The organism is Parashewanella sp. 2210YD4-3, assembly GCF_056591735.1.
This window is the reverse complement of the sequence record NZ_JBWQOG010000010.1, coordinates 25,482-43,972: the sequence shown is the minus strand read 5'-3', so window position 1 is coordinate 43,972 and position 18,491 is coordinate 25,482. Positions and strand designations below refer to the sequence as shown.

Sequence of the window (18,491 nt, the reverse complement as noted above, 5' to 3'; positions counted from 1 at the left end):
GCTTAAATTTTTTTCGTTTTCGTCTTTGGCTTAGGCAATAACTCTCGCGCTTCCGATAATGAAAGAGGATGCCCGAGCATTTGTTCAGTGATCAACATCTTTGCATAAAACATTCGACCAGGTGAGCACCTAAAAAAGCACACATTGCCAGCTTTAGAGAGCGTTACTGTGCATTCGCCTGATATATCTTCGTCAAACCTTAATGATTTGTTGTTCGCATCACCATGAAATTTTGACTCGTACTTCAGAGGCTTATTGTTGGCAATAAGATAAAACAAAGCATATAGATCTTGCTCTGACAGCTGCAACGTTGTTTTTTCATCCCAGTTTGGGGTTCTGTTGGCTATCGGTGCAATTTCAACGTTGATTGTTGAGAACTTAGAACGAGATATAACTGCTTGAAAATTGATAGCGTATTTATCATTGTAAAAAGTATACTTTTTACCAAATGACGCTTTCTCCTTCTCCATATGCTTATCCTTATATCTTTATAACAGTTAAGTTAAAATTTTGGCTCTGAAAGTTGATAGTTTTCATCGACATCAAACTTAAATTCAAACTCAGGATTTGCGTTGAGAATTTTAATGCCATCGGTCGCTGATTTAAGTTGTTTATGTTCATTCATCGAGTAGAGGGTAACAATACCAGCTTCATCTTTGAAGTAGCCTAAACATAGATAAGCTTCTTGTTCTGATTCCTTATCTCCACCAGCAACAATACCTTGCAATTGATCTACATGGCCTTCATTAAAAACCTTACACAATATCAGATCGATTTTTTGGTCATCACTAACTAAAACGTTATCAATAAAACCTGCAATCTCAAAAAAGTTTGAGTTAAGCGCTTGGAGCTTCATCGAAGAAACCTTTTCTTTAGCACTCGACATAATCTGGGAGAACTGCAGTTCCTTAGAAAGAGGATGGCCGTCAAACAAAATAGCCTTTGTCGTATCGATAACGGTTGGCTCGCAAACGGCAAATAGGTTTGTTTCCCCAACTAACAATTGAAGGCGCTGGTCTTTAATCACAAATTCATTCAGTTTCATTTGATATCCAAATGGTAAAAAACATGAACTGCAATTTATAGGAAGTTAGGCAAACTGCAATAAAATTCTGAGTATTTAGCCTCTTAAATATAGCTACATACAACACGGGTTTAGGTTAGGTATATACCGCCTGCTGGCGGCACTACTTTTCTGATTTTCTTAATGGGGAGCTGGAACTATAAAAGCCTTAATTAAAAACCAAACTAAAAATAATACATCTACTCTGGATAGGCAAAGACTGGGCCCTAGCTGCCGAAGGCAGCAGAAAAAAAGAAAAAATAGAAAAAAAGAAAGTAAGTAAAGGTCAAATCAGAGAGACGATAGTGGGGGCGAAGAGACGTTGGCTTTTGATTTTTTCGTCCCAGTTGTATGTAGCTATATTTTATTTGGTGTTAGTTCAGCTTTCTCGCTGGTGGGTAGGTTTTCGATGCCGACGTTACCTTTTTAATGCTGGTGATGGCAACCAATATTTGGCTTTTTCAGTTAGATGGTGAAAACATAATGGCCGCTTAGGGCGTTCAACCTTTTTAAGTTATTTGCATTTCAAACCTCTTGCGGTTACAATTGTAACCAGTTGGCAAGTTTGCTAACTAGGTTGGTCGTTTGCATCAACCTTGTTCTTTTAAAATGTGAGGCAGGAGGTATCGCCTATCGATAAGGCTCATCATCCGCATAAAGAGATAAACGCAGCTATTGAACTGGCGATTCAAAAGGGTTGGGTTTATACGAAATCTAAAAGAGGTCATCCTTTTGGAAGATTGAAGTGCACAAGTGAAGAAAAATGCCACCAAATGTCAGTTTGGAGTACACCCAAAAACCCGATTAATCACGCAAGACAGATTATTCGGTATGTAAATAAGTGCGCTAAATAGACTTAAAGGTCGTCACACTGACGACCTTTCTTGCCACACATAAAAGACAAAGTAAGGAATAAGACATGAAAACCTATAACTTTAGTATTGTGGTTGGTGGTGTCAGTATCTTAAATGATGATGATATGGCCATTGCATCAGATCTTCTTTTTGAAGCAGGCTGTGATGATGGAATCGTAATGACATGCAATACCACACTTTATATCGATTTTGACAGAGAAGCTGAACACTACGAAGCTGCTGTTTCATCAGCAATTAAAAATATTGAATCAGTGAATGGCTACAAATGCCTTTCCGTTGACGCAGGTGATACCGTCAATTTAACTGATGCGGCAGAGCTTTCAGGAGTAAGTAAAATGAATTTATCGCGCTACAGCAAAGGAGAGCGTGGTGCCATTGATTTTCCACACCCTATTGAACGTGTGGATAGTACAAGACCTTTATGGTCTTGGGGAGATATAGCTGAATGGCTAGAAAACAGAGGATTAATTGATAGCGAAGTCGTGTCAATCGCAAAAATTACTCATTCAATGAATGTTGCGTTATCAATAAGAAATGCCAATAAAGCAAAGGAAGTAAACAAATACCTTAGTCTTTTCGATAACAATAATAAAATGGTATTAACCATGTAATAAAACCTCAAGTCCTCACTGACTTTAGCCGCCCGAACAGCGGCTTTTTTTTATTAGCTCACTATTTATTTGAAATTAAACTCTGTTCAGTCATTCCAGTTCCGTTTTGAACCTAAATTTAAAAATTTGCTCTATTTTAAGAACGTCCTTCCCCAAATGTGATAATTTCAATGTAAACAAACTGAGAAGGAACTCGTCTATGCTGTCAAAAATGACTAAGAAACAAGAAACGTTTTCAAATATTATCTACATAATATTTACTATTGTTCTCTGCTTATACATTTGGTTTAGAGGTGCAGAATTAGGAACACCTGAATCACATCGAGCCACAACGATTGCTGCTGCCTATCTCTTATGTCACGCTTATCGCCTTATGGGGAGAAAGTTCACCTACAAAACAATTACAAGCCTGATGGCGATGTTTGCCATATTTCTGAGTGCTATTATTAAAGTTGCGGAGCTATCATGAAAATTGCTAACAAGGCCGATATTCGTAAAATCAAAAAAGCTGCGGCTCTGCTGCAGTCCGCGTTTGAGTGTGAAGACAAGCTAAAGCACAAAGAACTTGAAGATGCTTATGCTAGGTATTTCGGTTTCGAGTCATTTGATGATCTTAAACTGAAGGCAACTTCAAATTTAGATTGTGATTCAGCTATTTTTGAACTGGCAAAACATGATCACGTTTCAAGACATAGCATCAGTAAACAGCTAGCTGAAGAGTGGTGTGAGTTTTCAGAGTGTTTTGGTCATGAAATCTATGAAAGTCCATTTTCTAATTTTTCCAGCATAGCCTTGCTAGGCACTCTGGCCAAAAAAACTCTACAGTGTGTTTACCGAGAAGGAATAAACACAAATCGAGCATATAAGGTTCTCCTTGATACAAACACTAACAATGCAATACTGCAAGAAACCCTATTCGGAGAACTTAAAGCGACCTATTTTAGTGGTGAATTTAATCCATTACAGTCTGCCATTTATCAATGTGAAGATATTCGTTTAGCTAATTTTGACATACTACAGAAAAACTTTGAGAGTCTTGGAACACTCGCATTAAGTCTCAACTGGTTGATTACGAATAGCTCCTTAGAGGCAGTTGTAGAGTCAATAGATAGTGGAATAAGCTTGATAGAATCTCTTCTTACCGCGAAAGATGGAAGTGTATATCGATTGGATGTGAAGCACTATTACCTTCAACCGTTATCTGTCCGCTGCTTTATTGAAACGAGTATCCAGCTGATCCTAAATCACCCACAAGTCTTACTAATTAGATCTGACTTTGAATCCAGGATTCTGAAAATTCTGCAGCAAAAGAAATTGAAAGATATCAAGCTTTGTTCATCCATTTATCTAACTGGGTACTTCAACGAAGATAGTTTGAAGACACTTAGTGAATTATTTCCAGACAATCCCCTTGTTGAGACTGTCAACGAGTTATAAACCCATATGTAGAAGAGGCATTATAAAAGGCAATGATTAAATCAAGATACGTTACTCGAGACCAAAATGAAGCTGGTGGGGTGCTTATTTTGCACTGCTCAACTGCAGAACTTTCAAATTTATCTGTTGACCAATATATTCTAGGTTCTGGTGATGATGAGCATGAAGGAAGCTTTTCTTTCAAATTGAAGCTTACCGACAAAGACGGTGTATTTATTATTGAGTGGGATAGTTCCGAATCAAATCATAGATACGATCTTCTAAAAGGGCTACAAAGAGAACTTCTCTCTGTTGGAGATTACTTTGAAAGAGTATCGGGTAAAGACGGTACTGAATGGGATTATCAAATAATGGAAATCACAGCTTGATTGATAGGATTTGGTCAGGATAATCTGGCCACTCTAGGGTAGATTGAAACATGATTGTATTTTAAAAGTAAGTCAGAAAACACGAACGAAAATGAGCCCTGACGTTGCAGCTAATATGAAATAGCTGCATACAAAAACTCTCTTTGGAAAGTGTCCTGATTTGCTTGACCAGAACACTCTTGAGCATCTATACAATGCAGGTTTGAAGCCGCCCCCCTGTAGTTAAGGCGATGAAGATAGCAAGAAAAAACGGGCGCTCTAAGTCAGAAAAATGCTAGATTGTTAGCTATTCAAAATTATTGGGGCCTAGTAAAGCTCCTTCCTATTCGACCAATCCCCCCATGAAAGTATTCGTTAATGATATAACTTCGAATCTAGACATCTATAGAAAAACAAAAATCGCAGTGTATAAATAAATTAAAAAAGTGTCAGCAAGGGTTAAGCATACAATTAGCTATTTGTTTTATCATCGATGTCGTAAATATACTAATAGAACTGCACCATGAAGGAATTCAAAGCAACACAGCTCTCAGATGATGATTTGGCAACAATCCAGAATATCTGCTGCTATAGTCCTGAGCGTGACAAGTCATGGGGGAATCTCATTGAAACCTTGGCTCGCATAAGGGTAGTTACACCATCGGAAAGGGTATGTGTAATCACTAGTAATAATCTAGGTTTGGAAAAAACATTTTTAAATCAATATGAGCTTGCCAACCCCATTCAGACTGAAGGAGCAGAAATAATACAGCCGATGTTACGACTTAAATTCATAGATGAAAAAAACATTAATGCTTGTTTGGCTGACTTGTTATTACAAATGGAAGATAAGATAGAACCTATATATACAAGCAAAAGCAAAATTTATACGACTGTGTTATGCCATCAATTTATTAAAAGAGCACAAGAAAGGAAGGTTGAAATTCTGACATTGGAATTTTCTAGGCATACGTTTATCTTCGCAAGTGACATATTCGTAGATCGGCTGATTAATTTACTACACTACCTAACAGAAGAACTTGCCATAATATTCATCATTTCATGTTCCACTGCGATTCTGGACTCTACTAATTCAATTAAGCATTATTCTGCTAGGGCGCATCATTTACACAGCCTAGGTGAAACTATTGAAAAAACTATCAGAGGGAATTTACATCACTTTAACGAATACTCCTCGTCAAAAGAGTTGCCAGAAGAGTACGACCGATATATCCGAACGATGGAAGAGTCAACCATGGATGAAAAATATCGCCTGAATCAATACAGGCATTACGCTCTATTTGAGCTGCTCCGCATCGGATATGGTAGCTGCTATTTCGTTCAAGAAATTTTAGCCTTTAGCTATATTTTAGCCAGAAATGAAGGAACAGAAATTAAACCAAATCATGTAAATCGAGCGTATCAGATTTTATATGACTCTGAAGATGAAATGCTGCTTTCGGATTGAATGCAGCATAAAAGATGGATAACGTCTTTTCATAAAGGAAAAGGCAAAGTAACTGACTGATCTTTAGCAATCTTTATAATTGGTCCTTAAGCATTTAAATAACTGCTCTTTGCTATATTTAATTTGCAGTGGGGTTAACCTCTTTTCAAGTGGTGTAATAAAATCTTGAGCTATTGAATACTTGTTGAACAAGGCAAGACTCAACCACTTATGAGCTTCAGTTTCATTTCTGGGAACGGCTATTCCATATTGATGCATTAACCCTAAATTAAACTGTGCAACAGCCACTCCTTGCATCGCAGCCTTGCTATACCATTTGAATGCGATCTTATAATTTGGCGAAACACCTCTTCCTTTTTCATACATAAAACCAATATTATATTGCGCTGTAGAGTCCCCCAGTTCGGCTGACCTCAAATATAAATCATGTTCTTTTCTTAAATTTACAGGGACACCCAGGCCTTTACCATAGGCATTACCTAGATTGTTCAGTGCAGCTGGAAAGTTCTGCTCAGCGGATTTGGTATACCACTTATGCATTAAGTCATAATTTTTTGCTACACCTTGCCCTGTTTGGTACATGTATCCAATATGGTATTGTGCTTCCGCACTGTTCTTTTCTGCTGCTTTACTGTACCACTCAAATGCTGCTTTAGCGTTTCTAGTTATACCAATTCCTTGAAAATAGATTTCTCCAAGTGCGTTTTGTGCTTGTGTATAATTTTGAGCAGCTGCTTTGGTAAACCACTTTATCGCAGCTTTAGCGTTTAAAGGTACATCTTCACCTTTAATATAAACGATCCCCAATCCATACTGAGCTTCGTCATATCCATGTTCCGCTGATTTCTCCAACCATTTTTGAGCTAATACTTTGTCTTTTGGTACTCCTAGACCAAAAAAATGAATGAGACCAATGCGGTATTCCGCTTCTGCAGAACCAAGTTCTGCAGCTTCACTAAACAAAGTAAGCGATGATTTATAAAGCTGTAATTCAAAGGCCTTTTTCCCCAAATCAAGAGGTACAGCACCCATATTGGAAGGATTGGAAAAAGCGAAACCACAGGTGAGTAGATATATTAATAGTCCAATTACAAGTCGTTGCATTATTATTACTCCATTGCTCAATGCATTGTATTAGGTGCAATATTCTAATTTGACAAACTTGAATTAACTACAAGAAATACCTTCTGCAATAGAAAAACTCAAATAACCCTACAAACGTTTACCCCATAAAATAGAACGTGCTGCTTCATTCCTAGGTTTTCACCTGTATATAAAACGCCTTATGTTTATTAAAAATCTCCAATAGAATTTCCCAAATAATCAGTATTTGATTTCAAAGCCCATTTCTCCTCAATAAAATAACCTCTGAACACTAGACTTATGGATATTTAAATGAAAAAGCTAATTTTGAGCGCTGCCTTGCTAACTGCAGTTGGTGGAGGAGCTTATTACAAGCGGCATGAAATCAACTTAATGTTAATGGTTAATAACCACCAGCAGGCAGCACATCAATTTTGGTTCAGTCAAAAAGCAAACTTGGATGAAAAGGGTGCTTCTCATCTCCCCCTAAGCAAGAGTGTTAAAAATTTTGAATATCAAATAGGGGATGCAACAAAAGAAGAAAATGGGAAATATTACTTCAATACAACATTGTACATTAATAATTCAGTGTCGCTCCCACTCTATACCGTTGTGGAGTCTTTAGAGGGGGATTGGGTTGTAAATATGTCTGAAACGTTTCTAACGGTAAATCAGGCCGCCCTTAAACGAGCATCAGATTACTATGCATCCAGTCTTAATGCTTACAATCAATACATTTCTTCTAACGGTCGAACTAATGCAAATTACGAGCAGTTAACCAAAGAAGAGAAAGCGGCAGTTGATCAACAAATAGATGACTTGCTTGAAGAAAACTTCAAAGAAGCCAAGTCCTCATTCAAAGCCACCATGTTGAAAACAATGTAATAAGCCTGAATATTCAAGCTTGCAATAAATCTGCAGCCATTATTACCACATGTATTCTGACACCATCTTTGGTTACTTAGGTGGATTTATTTATGGCTAGGTTAAAAACCCTCTGGTTTGGCACTGATACTTTTGGGCGAAGTGTTGAGGTTGCTGAAAGTGTCGAAGGGAAGTACTTTTCGAGAAGCTACGAATATAACGGGTATGGCAAAGTATGGACAAAGTGGGAAAAGTATTCACCCACATTTGAAACATCCACTCAAAATGCCTATACAGGAGAGACAATGCAACACAACGACAATCCTGTCATGACCTGGGGATTCAATCGATTAAGTAAATGCACCGAAGATTTACCTCGCTACAGATTACCCAATGCGGCTTAGTGCCGCTATTTTTGCTTCAAGGAGGGATGATGACTTATTTAAGAGTGGTGCTAAGTTGGACACTAACTTTCCTAATGCCAAAGGGTTTTGGCAAAAACACTTCCATATTACTTTTACTTTACTCAATATTAGTGCTTTTGCCGATAATGAGCGCTTTAAATCATCTTTTTGGAATGAGTCAGGCAACCGAAGCCAAAGTCAGCATTTTTAGTTTAAGAAATCACTGGCTAAAGACTCACCACCAGCTCATTGATATTGGTCTTTCCCATCACCAGCTTACTCCTTATGCATCAATTTCATTTTTAAAAGAACTTCAAAAAACTGGGATGTATTTAGCATGCCTTCAAACTCATGACATGAAGGCAAATTGGAAGTACAAAACTATTTCAGTTGTTGGTAGTGCAACATTCCTTGCGCCTGGAGATGGACTGGGTCCTATTTATCGATTTAATAAGATTTCAATCCCTCTTGAGAGCATATATCGATATTACGGAACTCATGACTTTGAGTACATTTATTCAAAGGTTTTAACTAAGGATTCCGATTTTTCGACTCCCATCCACCCAAGCAAATGGGGAAAGTTTGAATTACCAACCAAAGAAAAAGCCAGTAAAGACCTAAAAGATGTAGTTACGGGGGATTATCGGTTTTACTCAGGCTATCAACCTTACTACTTTGAGCTTGATAACAGTAAAAGTAAGAAAAATACACTATGCGAAGACGTTCACTATAGCAACGTAGGTTCAAGAATTGGTGCTTCACACGCATATAGACTGTATTCGTATGAAGAAATGACCAATAGCATGCGCCAGTTCAAGTATAAAGGAAACTTTCAAACACTTGCTGAATACAAAAAAGATCAAAATATGAAGCTTTTTCAACGAAATATACGGAAATCTGTGGATGCATATTTAGACATGAGGGGAATTGGTGGAATTTAGTTTATATAAAGGGTGAGGCTGCTCGATGAAAAGTACCTTGCAACTGCTTCAAATTTAATAGGATAAACTCCTAACACACTAATAAAGGAAGGTTTTTCTTTGAAAGAGTAGGGTAGGCTTACCAAAGTAAATAAGTCTATACAGCTTATAAATAAAACTAACAAAATAATGGGATTAGATATGGATAAAATCAGTGAATTTGAGCAAGCTTTGACTCATGATCCAAGCACCTCATATTGGCTCAAAGAACAATTTCAGGTAACAAAAGAAAGAGATCCAGTTGATGCTCTACAAGACGCTGAAAGCCTTGTCATAGCATTAAAGGCCAGAATTAATCTAATAGAACAATCTGCGTTAAAAGCATCAGCACTGAATGATTCAGATGGCCACAAATCTAAGAGTAAATATCACCAACTATTTCCCTTAACGTAGAAGCTCTGAATTACACAGGAATCTTAGTCTGCAAAAGGAATTTAAAATGCATGAATCTCAAAAAGAAAGGGCTCTTAATTTTGTTGATAAGCTTTCTTTTAGTGATGCTTACTTCAAAATTTTGCTCGAATTAGCATGTATATCTTGTTCTACTGAAATATATAATAAAACGTTTGGAGTGCCTACTCGATCTAACTGGCTCGAAAAAGAAACAAATTCTTATTGGCTCAATTGGGACTTTGGAAGGGAGCTTGTTACGTTGTTAGTCGAATATTGTCGTCCTCGTAATGTAGATGCAAGTACAAGTAATTTCTGGAAATTGTTAGATGGCCATTACCAACAAAGTTATTTTGAGCAATATGAGTTTGAGAGAGAAATTGAAATAACACCTAATGATTTCGAATCTTTATGTAAAGCAATCACCAATAATAATACAGTTTTCATTGGAAACTTTGAGCTCTCTCCCAAGTGTGTTGAGGATGCTACGGGTCATTACGGTGAAGATGTTTGTTGGAGAAAATGGCATCTTAAAAAGAATAAAAAGGTATTAAATGAGCTGCATACAGATAGTTATTCTCTTGCTGAAAAGGTTTTTTACTTGGTGAATGGTAGAAACTCTTTCGATTCAGAAAGTGGTAAAGCAGCAAAAAAACTTGAGTTCTATTGTAAGTCAATTTACGACCGATAGTGACTAATAGACGATTACTTAAATAGGGAAATAAAAACGTTATGAGAAAAGAGACATTAGCAATAGCTCTTACCATTGTTTTTTCAAGTGCAACAATGGCTCACGGAGGGCGTACAAACTCTCAGGGATGCCATAACGACCGTAGCAATGGAACTTATCATTGTCACAATTCAAACTCTAGTTCTTCAGCTAAAAGTCATAAGCAGAAGTATAACCGTAAAGATTGGCCTCATTGGGTGGATGCTGACAGAGATTGCCAGAACACCAGAGCTGAAATACTAATTCGTGATTCAATCGCACCAGTGAAGTTTAAGCGTAATCGTGGCTGTAGCGTTACTTGGGGGAGATGGCACGACCCATACACCAATCAGACATTCATTAAAGCTTCGGATATCGATATTGATCATATTGTGCCATTAGCACACGCAAGCAGCTTTGGAGGTGCGGCATGGTCAAGATCTAAAAAGCGTCAATTTGCCAATGATCCAGAAAATTTACTGTCGGTTGAGGATAACGCTAACCAAGAGAAAGGCGCGCAACCACCCCAATACTGGATGCCAGAAAACACCGCTTATCACTGTCAGTACATCAAAAAATGGAAGTATGTTAAAGACAAATATGGTCTGAGATATTCAAAGCGCGAACAAAAGAAAATCAATAATGTTCTAGCCAAATGTAATTAGTGAGAAAGCGAGCAGGGAGGAAAAATGAAACTGTATTTTTCGAGCTCAATGGTATGTGAGAACCACGAATTTAATTCAAGAGGACTTGGCTTTTATATTCATGCCGTAGTCAGAGCTAGAAATAAAGAAGAAGGCGTTGCTCTACTACAAAAATGCAAAAGAGTTAAAAAAGTTGATGAAAGCGTACTTGATAGACTTAAACGTTCTGGTGCTCCAATTGAATCGTCAACAGGCTCATATAGTTTAGATTGGATGCCTGATTATGCTTTGCTGCCTTCAAGAATGTTAATAATCATTGCTGACGAAATTATTGGTGCCTGTGAAGCCTTTATTCAAGATTCCGAAAACGAAACTCTAAATAAAGAGATAAAAGTACAAATTGAAAAATTCAGGAAGCATTGCTACTAACTTTAATTCACTCACAAATAAATCGGAATCATAAGGTTTAAGTGCCCTGAAAATTAAATTAGAAGTCGGTATAGATGGAGGGCTGGTGTCATTGCGCTTGTCAGACCTCGCAATAACAAGTAGATTGTCGCAGCCTAATGAGCAGCTGGATGAACCAGCAAACATTAAACCCATTCAAGATGAGCTACAAGAAATAATCTCACAACTTGAAAGTCAAAAAGATAAACTGTCAAAAAATGGAAGTATCGTAGTCATGACTGTAAACGGAAATCAGGTGGAACCGATAAGCAATATTCAGCAGATATTATTTGAGCTTAAAACATTGCATTGGACTATTTCTGCTTCACTATCTAGAAGTAATAAACCACTGGAACTAGTTTTTGGTCGTCTTCGTTATTGCCAAACGATGTTTCAAAACCCTGTTTCATTTGATAATGCCAAATCAAATTACATGGCTCTGATGGATGCTGTAGGACCAATGATCGTTCCTTTAAAAGCTACAATAGGCCCACATGAAACTGTAGTGATGCTTTATGAAGTCTCTCAAGCATACAAGTCTGGTCAGTGCTTATTTAAAACGGAACGTAAACCCTACACAGACAAAGAGCAGTTGGAAATGGTAAGAAGCGCTTGGAATGGAATGAGATGTGGCATCGCTCGCCTATTGCTGGAAGAACCTGAGGAATTGCGAGAAGCCGCTAAATTACATTGTGAGATGCTGTTAGATGGACGTTTTAATTATAAAAAGTTCGGCTTCAAAGACTTTTTGCTCAGTTAATACTTTGGTATCCATACAAAGTGGTACATTAATCTGTAAACGTGATGTGAATTAGTTTATTGCCGATATTCACCGATATCGGCAATACAGCTAATCTTTGAACTTAGCTGTACCTGTTTTCTTAGCGTTTGTTTGCTGCGTATACCTTATGGGCATGGTTGGCGTCTTCCATCCACCAGCAAGGCTTATTTCACCAGTTGGTATTTCTAATTCTGCCATTGATACTGCAGAACCGACTCGAAAGCTGTGTGTGCTAACATTCTTGGCTTGCTCACCTAGCAGTTGAACCCCTAAACGTTTGACAATTTTCCTATAACCCTCGTATGTGAGCTTATCGCCAATCTTATCGTTTTTTTTCACACTTCTGATAATTACTCCTGACGAAATGCCAGCTTTACTGAGATAGAGCCTGAGGATATAACATGTTTTTGAGGACAGGTTGGCAAATCTAACTTCACCTGGCTTTTGATTTTTTTCACCATAAATTTTTGCTGTTTCATGCCTGAAATCGATATCTTCAACTAGCAAGTTTCGCATATTAACTGAACGACAAAGAGTATAAATTCCTAGATATGCGATAACAGCATCACGCATATCCCTTAGTGAGCTTTCCTCCGTGATTTCAGGTAAACGCTGAAGGTCTTCATGCCTAACGGGTTCGACCTGTTCAGCTGCAGGTAGTGTCGCAACATGATTGCGAATGGCCTGAATGAGGTTTTCTGATTCTTGAAGCGGGTTTCGCATCTCCATAATACGATACACTTTACCTATTGACGCAAAGCGCCTCTTTAAAGTGGCGCTGGTATAGCCCTTAGCTTGCATATATTTAAGATATTGGAATAGAACTTCTTTGGCCACAGAAAAATCAGCTGAAAACCTTGGTTTTGATTCAGATGCACACCAATTAAAATATTGTTTAAGATCTGTTTCCAACGCTCTTTTAGTATTGGGCTTCAGCCCAACGAATACTCGTTCAAAAAACTCACTTAGATTTTCCTGTGCGAGTTTTTGCTCATTTGTTGGAGCGAGCCCCAGCTCATTAGAGCCACCATATAAATCTAGAGAATTACTGGCCATCCCGATTATCCCTCTTCAGTTTCACTTAATTCAGCGCCATGTAAGAGTTGCAGAAATCGATTACTTAAAATAGCCTCTTCCAAGTGCTGTTCGTTGAACTTCCTACGACCAAGGCCTTGCTGGTAGCTCTGTTTGATGGAATGCTTCAAGGCATGCTCAAGAACTTGTTGCGCTTCTGAGCTCACATTTTCAATCAGTTCTTTCCAATAAACAGCAGTGAATATTTCAGGGTCCGAATAGCTGATACTGGTATGCCCTTCATTAAGCTGTAAATTTAACGCTTCTTTAGCGATGAAGTTATCAGGATCGAGTAGGCAATCAATAGTCTCATCTAATGAGCCTAGCCCCGCGTTATATTTGATTTGTTCAAGCTTTTTTAAGGTATCTTGGTGCATCCTTGCAACAGGCCTGCTACGCTCATATTTAAATTTTGAAAACCGTCTCTTTAACTGTTTTTGTGCATCTGGTGCAAAAAAACGAGTGACAATATCGTTAACGGTATCGATACTGAAATCTTGATCAAGCTCCGCTATATGTTGTTTTATATTCGCAGAGGTGTCATTGGTGAGATCTTGTTCATGCAGTTGCATCAGCCATCGTTCTGATAATGAGGACAGGAATTCCTTTATGATCGCTTTGTCTGCTTCTTTAAATGTGCTCATTTGATTCCAGTTGAAATAGATAGAAATAAAAATGTCGTTACGACAACTAGCAAGTTAACTGTAGCATTAGTTTTGCATTTGGTAAATTGGAATGATGTCGTAACGACATGTTCAGTTTAAATGAGCGCTCTCACAAATGTCGTTACGACACATCAAAAAAGCAGCCACGCTCAAAGTAACAACCAGTGCAAAGCAATAATGTAGTAACGACAAATCACCAGTTTAAGCATTAGTTGTGATAAGTGTAATTATCACAACTAATGACGAAAAAATAAACTTGGTCACAAAACCTGTTGTGGAGAGACAATAAATCATCCGTAAGAACTAAAGTTTGCCCGTAAGTGCATTTTCAGACAATAAAGTTTAATCCGTATTGCATAACTTATTGATTCTTAGGTTAGGTTTTCAAGGGGGTAGTTAGGCTTTGGCTTTAAATTCAGTAAGAATGGACTCTCGCGAGAAAACTATGTCGTTCCTACCTACATTAGTATCAGTTAGACCAGCAAGGCAGACAGCCAAAGTCCCACCAGCTTATTAGACAAGTATAATTGGGGCCAATCGAAGCTCAAATTATCCGATAACAGGTAACACACTAACTTCTTTAAGCTTTTCAAGCTCAAAACTTGACAAATGAAATGAAATTTCTGGTGGAACTTTATTTGAGTTATCCATCTTGAACATCACCTCACTAGCCTCTGTATTATCTAGCTGAAAATAATGAAACGCACCAGATTTCGGTAGTTCTATTGTAAAAGCTGTACTTCCTGCGATTGTTATACTCATCGGGGTATCAGGGGCTTCTTCAATGATCTCTAAAGTAAAGCCTTCAAATTTATGTATCACAATGACCTCTTGAAATCTATTTATTGTTTGCGAGTTTCGTTTAACTACTCGGGCTTTTAAAAGCTGCCACTTAAATTTATTTAAAATCGCTTTGTAGTTACCTATCGTACATTATACTTGTCACCTAAATCTACCTACTTCCGTGGAACATATTTGGTCATGCTATTTCAGAGATAGATACAAGCTTAAAAAATTAGCCATTCGACAATGCTCTAATATCAAAAGGCAGATTATGAGGGAAATTGGCAACAAATTTTTTAAAATCAAAGCTATTCAATGCATATAGCACTATCATATCAATCATTGCTATCTGATCTGAGGATAGAGAATAATCATAGTTCTCATATAGCCAGTGCTTCTTCATGAAATCATCTCTCCCATGTTGGAGGATATCGAAAGGTATGCCAACAAAGTCAATAATCATATAATTAAAATCATTGAAATCTTCACTCTCAGTGTCAAAAGCCAAAGTAAAAGTCGGTCTAATTTTTTGGAATACCTCTACAGGCATATTCAATTCTTTCAATAATTTCATTTGTTTGTCGTTAGTCAAGGTGATGAATAACATTTTTGTTTGTTCATCGTAATCATCTACTCCAGCACTGATTCTTTCTATATCTTGGTTGTTCATATATTTACCTAAAAATAATATTAATTTAATGTTATGACTTCATTTAATAGTCTGAGAATACTGTTGCCTATTTAGCAGACCACTTATCTGGGAACCCTAAAGCTGCATAAGCCCGTAAAGTATACCTTTACTGTAAATTAGCCTTTGCTTCATTATAAGCTCTCCAAATATGGCGGTTTAGATATATCATATAGTTACCATATTGGAAGGTCATATCATCTTCATACTGACCACCTACAGCTTCACCAGCAACGATAGGAGAGCCTTTACCAGAACAAACACTCTGTTAAATAGTCTCGATTATCAGAATTGATGTGGCAAGCAGCATTTCTTAGCTCACGAACCAAATCAGTAATATGATTTACATTATGACCTGAAACATCATCAGTAAAGTTAACAGGGCCCCCCTTTTTATTACACATCTTCAACAGAACATATAGATGAATCATTAAATCAGTGAATGCGGAAGAAATCAGAGGGTGTGAATTAAAGCGGCCATTGAATATTTCATTAGTTAACAGTTTTTCGATCCTATCAGTGCACACAAGTAATAGAGCTTTTTTATCCATCTCTTTTTTTTCGACTTTTTTTTCAGATAGGAGATCGTTCATTCTGTTTATTGGAACATCGAAATGATAGAAATAATTTAATGAGAGTCTAACCATAAGGAACTTAATAATAGCTGACTAACAAAGCCCCGTTACTGCGGTCGTTATGACAATCTTCTGCATTGGTACGGCCTATATGCACCATTGCAGGCTTGAAAGAGACAAAGCTACAAAACCAATTAAAATCCTTCTTACGAATTATTCCTATATCAATCTATCGCCCAAAGAGGCATAAAATCAGGGGCGCTTTTGGTATCTTCCCTCGTCAAAGTAAAATTAGAACCATTCTCTAATCTGTAAAAAACTCTGTCGGCCTTAACTAAATCTGAACGATTCATAACAGGCTTATTTTCGCTAGTTCTACTTTCCCCAAAAACAACTCTGTTAACTTTGTTTTGCTCGATGAAAGCAAGCATATTTGCAGTTTCCATAATGCTATTTTTTCCTATCCGTTAATTGTGTACTATCACAGGGTCAGAACGCACAAAAGCAGTCTTGAAAATGAAAACATTATTATCTTCAGAAACTAAGTTTTCATGTAAAGCATCTAAGTATGTGGACTCTGTTAAACGCATCTTATATGAACCTACCCAGTCCTTATAAAGAGTACCTTCGTATTCACACTCTGATTTGCACTTTTGTATCTTCACTACAGCGCTCTTATAAGTAGAACTCCACCCAACCCCTGAGTCTGAAAAAATTGATTTTATTCCGAAACCAAGCCCTAGCACTCCACCAAATATGAAACTTAGCTTCACAATTTTTGCAAAATCGTTCATTCGCACTTTTTCCTATCCGTTAATTGTGTACTATCACAGGATCAGAACGCACAAAAGCAGCCTTGAAAATGAAAACATTATTATCTTCAGAAACTAAGTTTTCATGTAAAGCATCTAAGTATGTGGACTCTGTTAAACGCATCTTATATGAACCTAACCAATCCTTATAAAGAGTACCTTTGTATTCACACTCTGATTTGCACTTTTGTATCTGCACTACAGCGTTCTTATAAGTAGAACTCCATCCAACCCCTGTGTCTAAAAAAATTGATTTTGTTCCGAAACCAAGTCCTAGCACTCCACCAAATATGAAACTTAGTTTCACAATTTTTGCAAAATCGTTCATTCGCACTGTTTCCCGTATAAATAAATTGGCCTAAGTGCGTCTAGCTTCTTTACATGTAAATAAACGCAATCTGTTTTCTAAAGCCATTTCATGTTGTCGTTTTTTGTGAAGGCTCTACCTCATTTTTGCCTATTAGATGCTCCGTGAATCGAACAGAGAGAGAAACAGCAGAAATATAAACACAAGCACTAATGACCATTAAAATAGCCACTTTGGTTGAAATAAGTTGTTCGGTCATTAGCCAGATAAAGCAGCATAAAGGTAAAAACATATTCATAATAAACAATAATAACGCTGCACTATATTGAATTAAACTAGCTAACTTAATTCCTGTATATTTATCTGAGTGTTGAGCAAAGTTAAACAGGTTTAAACTTGCAGATATAGACAAATCACGCTCATCATACTCATATTCAGTTTTCAAATAGCTATAAATAGCTCTTTCATGATTTATAGACATAAAGAAAGTAAAGCCTACACAAGCATGAATAAAGAGTAATACAGAAAGCGCCATTGAATAGCTAAACGAAATTTTAAAAAATGGTAATTCAAGTGTCTGAGTTGCGTCACCGACAAATATTAAAAGTAAGAAAACAGTAATAAAAGCGTATGTTTTTTCCAGTCTAGAAATTTTTAAACCAGCTTCTCTAAAGTTGCTGATTTGAGATTGTTTAAGAAGTTCACACTTTTGAGTTTCTTTATTGTTTTTCATATACGTTTATTACCATTGTTGGCTCACATTTCCTGACTGCTTAACGGCTCCTGATGAACCTATTTTCGTATAATCTAACTTATTAAGTATTCTTTCAAGCATTTACGAAGTTTCCCATATTTATTAGTTACTTAAACACTCAAGCTCAGGCATCAAATTTTGTTCTTTACAGAGCTTAGTAATTTGCTCGTTTGCTTCTTCAGTATATTTGTCAAAAAGCAAATAACTTGAAATAGAGGCTGCATAGAGTGCCAATAAAAACGTTCCCCAAATAGCTATTTTTTCCATGCTAATTTCCCATATTTAAAAATTGAACTAGCTAGCCTACGTTCCAGCGCCACCATCTAAAGAAATCTCTGGTGTAAACAAGCCTATTCCACGATCATCTTTTCCATTCGTGCAAATACTTTCAACTACGTCTTCTCTACTTTCATTTGCATCAAAAAGCATGAAACCACCGTCATAGACACCGCCACTTAAACCAGCCTTCCCACACTTTTTTAAAGCTCTTTCAAGTGATTTAGCAGCTTTCAATTGTTCTTCGTTAAGTGCCATTTACTACCCTGCTAAAAGTGATCCAGCAATTACAGATAGAAGGATAAAAGATGCAACAAGAAGCTTATTTTGCCAGCGGATTTGCTCAAGGATTTTCTTTTCAAAATCGTTCATATTTGTAAATTCCCCATATAAATTAACCAATGTTAGGGTTCTTATCGTCAAATTTTAACCTTACAAAATAAGACCCCTAACA

Annotated in this window: 26 protein-coding genes; 12 read left to right on the top strand and 14 right to left on the bottom strand. The window is 37.1% G+C overall.

All coding sequences use genetic code 11. The annotated features are described in order from the left end of the window. Positions 1–2: 2 nt before the first annotated feature. Positions 3–470 (bottom strand): hypothetical protein, encoded by a 468-nt coding sequence (locus AC1EU0_RS14535; RefSeq protein WP_480303219.1) that lies wholly within the window; start codon positions 468–470, stop codon positions 3–5. A gap of 32 nt (positions 471–502) precedes the next feature. Beyond that, positions 503–1,045 carry a hypothetical protein gene (locus tag AC1EU0_RS14530; protein WP_480303217.1) on the bottom strand — a complete coding sequence of 181 codons (543 nt, stop codon included), beginning with the start codon at positions 1,043–1,045 and terminating at the stop codon, positions 503–505. A 937-nt stretch (positions 1,046–1,982) separates the two neighbouring features. Here AC1EU0_RS14530 and AC1EU0_RS14525 point away from each other — a divergent pair. The 4 genes from AC1EU0_RS14525 to AC1EU0_RS14510 all read left to right on the top strand — a co-directional run bounded on the left by AC1EU0_RS14525 (position 1,983) and on the right by AC1EU0_RS14510 (position 5,801). Continuing rightward, on the top strand, positions 1,983–2,549 hold the full coding sequence (locus AC1EU0_RS14525; protein WP_480303216.1) for a hypothetical protein: 567 nt from the start codon (positions 1,983–1,985) through the stop codon (positions 2,547–2,549). A gap of 465 nt (positions 2,550–3,014) precedes the next feature. Further along, on the top strand, positions 3,015–3,986 hold the full coding sequence (locus tag AC1EU0_RS14520; protein ID WP_480303214.1) for a hypothetical protein: 972 nt from the start codon (positions 3,015–3,017) through the stop codon (positions 3,984–3,986). Positions 3,987–4,018: 32 nt separating this feature from the next. After that, on the top strand, positions 4,019–4,354 hold the full coding sequence (locus AC1EU0_RS14515; RefSeq protein WP_480303212.1) for a hypothetical protein: 336 nt from the start codon (positions 4,019–4,021) through the stop codon (positions 4,352–4,354). 502 nt (positions 4,355–4,856) lie between these two features. Beyond that, on the top strand, positions 4,857–5,801 hold the full coding sequence (locus AC1EU0_RS14510; protein WP_480303211.1) for a hypothetical protein: 945 nt from the start codon (positions 4,857–4,859) through the stop codon (positions 5,799–5,801). A gap of 63 nt (positions 5,802–5,864) precedes the next feature. Here the strand turns inward: AC1EU0_RS14510 and AC1EU0_RS14505 are convergent, their stop codons facing one another. Further along, positions 5,865–6,926 (bottom strand): tetratricopeptide repeat protein, encoded by a 1,062-nt coding sequence (locus AC1EU0_RS14505; RefSeq protein WP_480303209.1) that lies wholly within the window; start codon positions 6,924–6,926, stop codon positions 5,865–5,867. 270 nt (positions 6,927–7,196) lie between these two features. Between AC1EU0_RS14505 and AC1EU0_RS14500 the strand changes: the two genes are divergently transcribed. The 8 genes from AC1EU0_RS14500 to AC1EU0_RS14465 all read left to right on the top strand — a co-directional run bounded on the left by AC1EU0_RS14500 (position 7,197) and on the right by AC1EU0_RS14465 (position 12,082). After that, positions 7,197–7,769, top strand: a complete 573-nt coding sequence (locus AC1EU0_RS14500) for a hypothetical protein (protein WP_480303207.1) — start codon at positions 7,197–7,199, stop codon at positions 7,767–7,769. Between the two features lie 92 nt (positions 7,770–7,861). Further along, positions 7,862–8,152, top strand: a complete 291-nt coding sequence (locus AC1EU0_RS14495) for a hypothetical protein (protein WP_480303206.1) — start codon at positions 7,862–7,864, stop codon at positions 8,150–8,152. Between the two features lie 26 nt (positions 8,153–8,178). Then, positions 8,179–9,093, top strand: a complete 915-nt coding sequence (locus AC1EU0_RS14490; protein WP_480303204.1) for a hypothetical protein — start codon at positions 8,179–8,181, stop codon at positions 9,091–9,093. A 180-nt stretch (positions 9,094–9,273) separates the two neighbouring features. Then, positions 9,274–9,525, top strand: a complete 252-nt coding sequence (locus AC1EU0_RS14485) for a hypothetical protein (protein ID WP_480303203.1) — start codon at positions 9,274–9,276, stop codon at positions 9,523–9,525. A gap of 46 nt (positions 9,526–9,571) precedes the next feature. After that, positions 9,572–10,213 carry a hypothetical protein gene (locus AC1EU0_RS14480; protein WP_480303201.1) on the top strand — a complete coding sequence of 214 codons (642 nt, stop codon included), beginning with the start codon at positions 9,572–9,574 and terminating at the stop codon, positions 10,211–10,213. Between the two features lie 41 nt (positions 10,214–10,254). After that, a complete protein-coding gene (locus tag AC1EU0_RS14475) occupies positions 10,255–10,896 on the top strand; it encodes a GmrSD restriction endonuclease domain-containing protein (RefSeq protein ID WP_480303200.1) in 642 nt (213 codons plus the stop codon). Positions 10,897–10,920: 24 nt separating this feature from the next. Beyond that, entirely contained in the window at positions 10,921–11,304 is a 384-nt protein-coding gene (locus AC1EU0_RS14470) for a hypothetical protein (protein WP_480303199.1), read from the top strand. A gap of 85 nt (positions 11,305–11,389) precedes the next feature. Next, positions 11,390–12,082: a hypothetical protein gene (locus AC1EU0_RS14465; RefSeq protein ID WP_480303198.1), complete on the top strand. Its 693-nt coding sequence runs from the start codon at positions 11,390–11,392 to the stop codon at positions 12,080–12,082. A gap of 90 nt (positions 12,083–12,172) precedes the next feature. On the opposite strand, the gene AC1EU0_RS14460 is transcribed toward AC1EU0_RS14465, so the two are convergent. The 11 genes from AC1EU0_RS14460 to AC1EU0_RS14410 form a co-directional block, all read right to left on the bottom strand. After that, positions 12,173–13,159 carry a tyrosine-type recombinase/integrase gene (locus tag AC1EU0_RS14460; protein WP_480303196.1) on the bottom strand — a complete coding sequence of 329 codons (987 nt, stop codon included), beginning with the start codon at positions 13,157–13,159 and terminating at the stop codon, positions 12,173–12,175. Positions 13,160–13,164: 5 nt separating this feature from the next. Further along, positions 13,165–13,821: a hypothetical protein gene (locus AC1EU0_RS14455; RefSeq protein ID WP_480303195.1), complete on the bottom strand. Its 657-nt coding sequence runs from the start codon at positions 13,819–13,821 to the stop codon at positions 13,165–13,167. Positions 13,822–14,391: 570 nt separating this feature from the next. Further along, positions 14,392–14,664, bottom strand: a complete 273-nt coding sequence (locus AC1EU0_RS14450) for a hypothetical protein (RefSeq protein WP_480303193.1) — start codon at positions 14,662–14,664, stop codon at positions 14,392–14,394. 193 nt (positions 14,665–14,857) lie between these two features. After that, a complete protein-coding gene (locus AC1EU0_RS14445) occupies positions 14,858–15,295 on the bottom strand; it encodes a hypothetical protein (RefSeq protein WP_480303191.1) in 438 nt (145 codons plus the stop codon). A gap of 266 nt (positions 15,296–15,561) precedes the next feature. Further along, the gene (locus AC1EU0_RS14440) at positions 15,562–15,906 is read right to left on the bottom strand and encodes a hypothetical protein (RefSeq protein WP_480303189.1); all 345 of its coding nucleotides are present in this window, start codon (positions 15,904–15,906) and stop codon (positions 15,562–15,564) included. Positions 15,907–16,112: 206 nt separating this feature from the next. Further along, positions 16,113–16,334, bottom strand: coding sequence for a hypothetical protein (locus AC1EU0_RS14435; RefSeq protein ID WP_480303188.1), 222 nt, complete (start codon positions 16,332–16,334; stop codon positions 16,113–16,115). A 21-nt stretch (positions 16,335–16,355) separates the two neighbouring features. Next, entirely contained in the window at positions 16,356–16,682 is a 327-nt protein-coding gene (locus AC1EU0_RS14430) for a hypothetical protein (protein ID WP_480303186.1), read from the bottom strand. A 19-nt stretch (positions 16,683–16,701) separates the two neighbouring features. Then, positions 16,702–17,028 (bottom strand): hypothetical protein, encoded by a 327-nt coding sequence (locus tag AC1EU0_RS14425; RefSeq protein WP_480303184.1) that lies wholly within the window; start codon positions 17,026–17,028, stop codon positions 16,702–16,704. 88 nt (positions 17,029–17,116) lie between these two features. Further along, positions 17,117–17,740 (bottom strand): hypothetical protein, encoded by a 624-nt coding sequence (locus AC1EU0_RS14420; RefSeq protein WP_480303183.1) that lies wholly within the window; start codon positions 17,738–17,740, stop codon positions 17,117–17,119. 123 nt (positions 17,741–17,863) lie between these two features. Beyond that, the gene (locus tag AC1EU0_RS14415) at positions 17,864–18,028 is read right to left on the bottom strand and encodes a hypothetical protein (RefSeq protein WP_480303181.1); all 165 of its coding nucleotides are present in this window, start codon (positions 18,026–18,028) and stop codon (positions 17,864–17,866) included. Between the two features lie 36 nt (positions 18,029–18,064). Then, a complete protein-coding gene (locus tag AC1EU0_RS14410; RefSeq protein WP_480303180.1) occupies positions 18,065–18,295 on the bottom strand; it encodes a hypothetical protein in 231 nt (76 codons plus the stop codon). Between the last annotated feature and the right edge of the window lie 196 nt (positions 18,296–18,491).

Excerpts from the sequence above, each read along its gene's own strand:
- AC1EU0_RS14535 (WP_480303219.1), bottom strand. The coding sequence starts at position 470 with ATGGAGAAGGAGAAAGCGTCATTTGGTAAAAAGTATACTTTTTACAAT.
- AC1EU0_RS14530 (WP_480303217.1), bottom strand. The coding sequence starts at position 1,045 with ATGAAACTGAATGAATTTGTGATTAAAGACCAGCGCCTTCAATTGTTA.
- AC1EU0_RS14525 (WP_480303216.1), top strand. The coding sequence starts at position 1,983 with ATGAAAACCTATAACTTTAGTATTGTGGTTGGTGGTGTCAGTATCTTA.
- AC1EU0_RS14520 (WP_480303214.1), top strand. The coding sequence starts at position 3,015 with ATGAAAATTGCTAACAAGGCCGATATTCGTAAAATCAAAAAAGCTGCG.
- AC1EU0_RS14515 (WP_480303212.1), top strand. The coding sequence starts at position 4,019 with ATGATTAAATCAAGATACGTTACTCGAGACCAAAATGAAGCTGGTGGG.
- AC1EU0_RS14510 (WP_480303211.1), top strand. The coding sequence starts at position 4,857 with ATGAAGGAATTCAAAGCAACACAGCTCTCAGATGATGATTTGGCAACA.
- AC1EU0_RS14500 (WP_480303207.1), top strand. The coding sequence starts at position 7,197 with ATGAAAAAGCTAATTTTGAGCGCTGCCTTGCTAACTGCAGTTGGTGGA.
- AC1EU0_RS14495 (WP_480303206.1), top strand. The coding sequence starts at position 7,862 with ATGGCTAGGTTAAAAACCCTCTGGTTTGGCACTGATACTTTTGGGCGA.
- AC1EU0_RS14490 (WP_480303204.1), top strand. The coding sequence starts at position 8,179 with ATGATGACTTATTTAAGAGTGGTGCTAAGTTGGACACTAACTTTCCTA.
- AC1EU0_RS14485 (WP_480303203.1), top strand. The coding sequence starts at position 9,274 with ATGGATAAAATCAGTGAATTTGAGCAAGCTTTGACTCATGATCCAAGC.
- AC1EU0_RS14480 (WP_480303201.1), top strand. The coding sequence starts at position 9,572 with ATGCATGAATCTCAAAAAGAAAGGGCTCTTAATTTTGTTGATAAGCTT.
- AC1EU0_RS14475 (WP_480303200.1), top strand. The coding sequence starts at position 10,255 with ATGAGAAAAGAGACATTAGCAATAGCTCTTACCATTGTTTTTTCAAGT.
- AC1EU0_RS14470 (WP_480303199.1), top strand. The coding sequence starts at position 10,921 with ATGAAACTGTATTTTTCGAGCTCAATGGTATGTGAGAACCACGAATTT.
- AC1EU0_RS14460 (WP_480303196.1), bottom strand. The coding sequence starts at position 13,159 with ATGGCCAGTAATTCTCTAGATTTATATGGTGGCTCTAATGAGCTGGGG.
- AC1EU0_RS14455 (WP_480303195.1), bottom strand. The coding sequence starts at position 13,821 with ATGAGCACATTTAAAGAAGCAGACAAAGCGATCATAAAGGAATTCCTG.
- AC1EU0_RS14445 (WP_480303191.1), bottom strand. The coding sequence starts at position 15,295 with ATGAACAACCAAGATATAGAAAGAATCAGTGCTGGAGTAGATGATTAC.
- AC1EU0_RS14440 (WP_480303189.1), bottom strand. The coding sequence starts at position 15,906 with ATGAACGATCTCCTATCTGAAAAAAAAGTCGAAAAAAAAGAGATGGAT.
- AC1EU0_RS14435 (WP_480303188.1), bottom strand. The coding sequence starts at position 16,334 with ATGGAAACTGCAAATATGCTTGCTTTCATCGAGCAAAACAAAGTTAAC.
- AC1EU0_RS14430 (WP_480303186.1), bottom strand. The coding sequence starts at position 16,682 with ATGAACGATTTTGCAAAAATTGTGAAGCTAAGTTTCATATTTGGTGGA.
- AC1EU0_RS14425 (WP_480303184.1), bottom strand. The coding sequence starts at position 17,028 with ATGAACGATTTTGCAAAAATTGTGAAACTAAGTTTCATATTTGGTGGA.
- AC1EU0_RS14420 (WP_480303183.1), bottom strand. The coding sequence starts at position 17,740 with ATGAAAAACAATAAAGAAACTCAAAAGTGTGAACTTCTTAAACAATCT.
- AC1EU0_RS14415 (WP_480303181.1), bottom strand. The coding sequence starts at position 18,028 with ATGGAAAAAATAGCTATTTGGGGAACGTTTTTATTGGCACTCTATGCA.
- AC1EU0_RS14410 (WP_480303180.1), bottom strand. The coding sequence starts at position 18,295 with ATGGCACTTAACGAAGAACAATTGAAAGCTGCTAAATCACTTGAAAGA.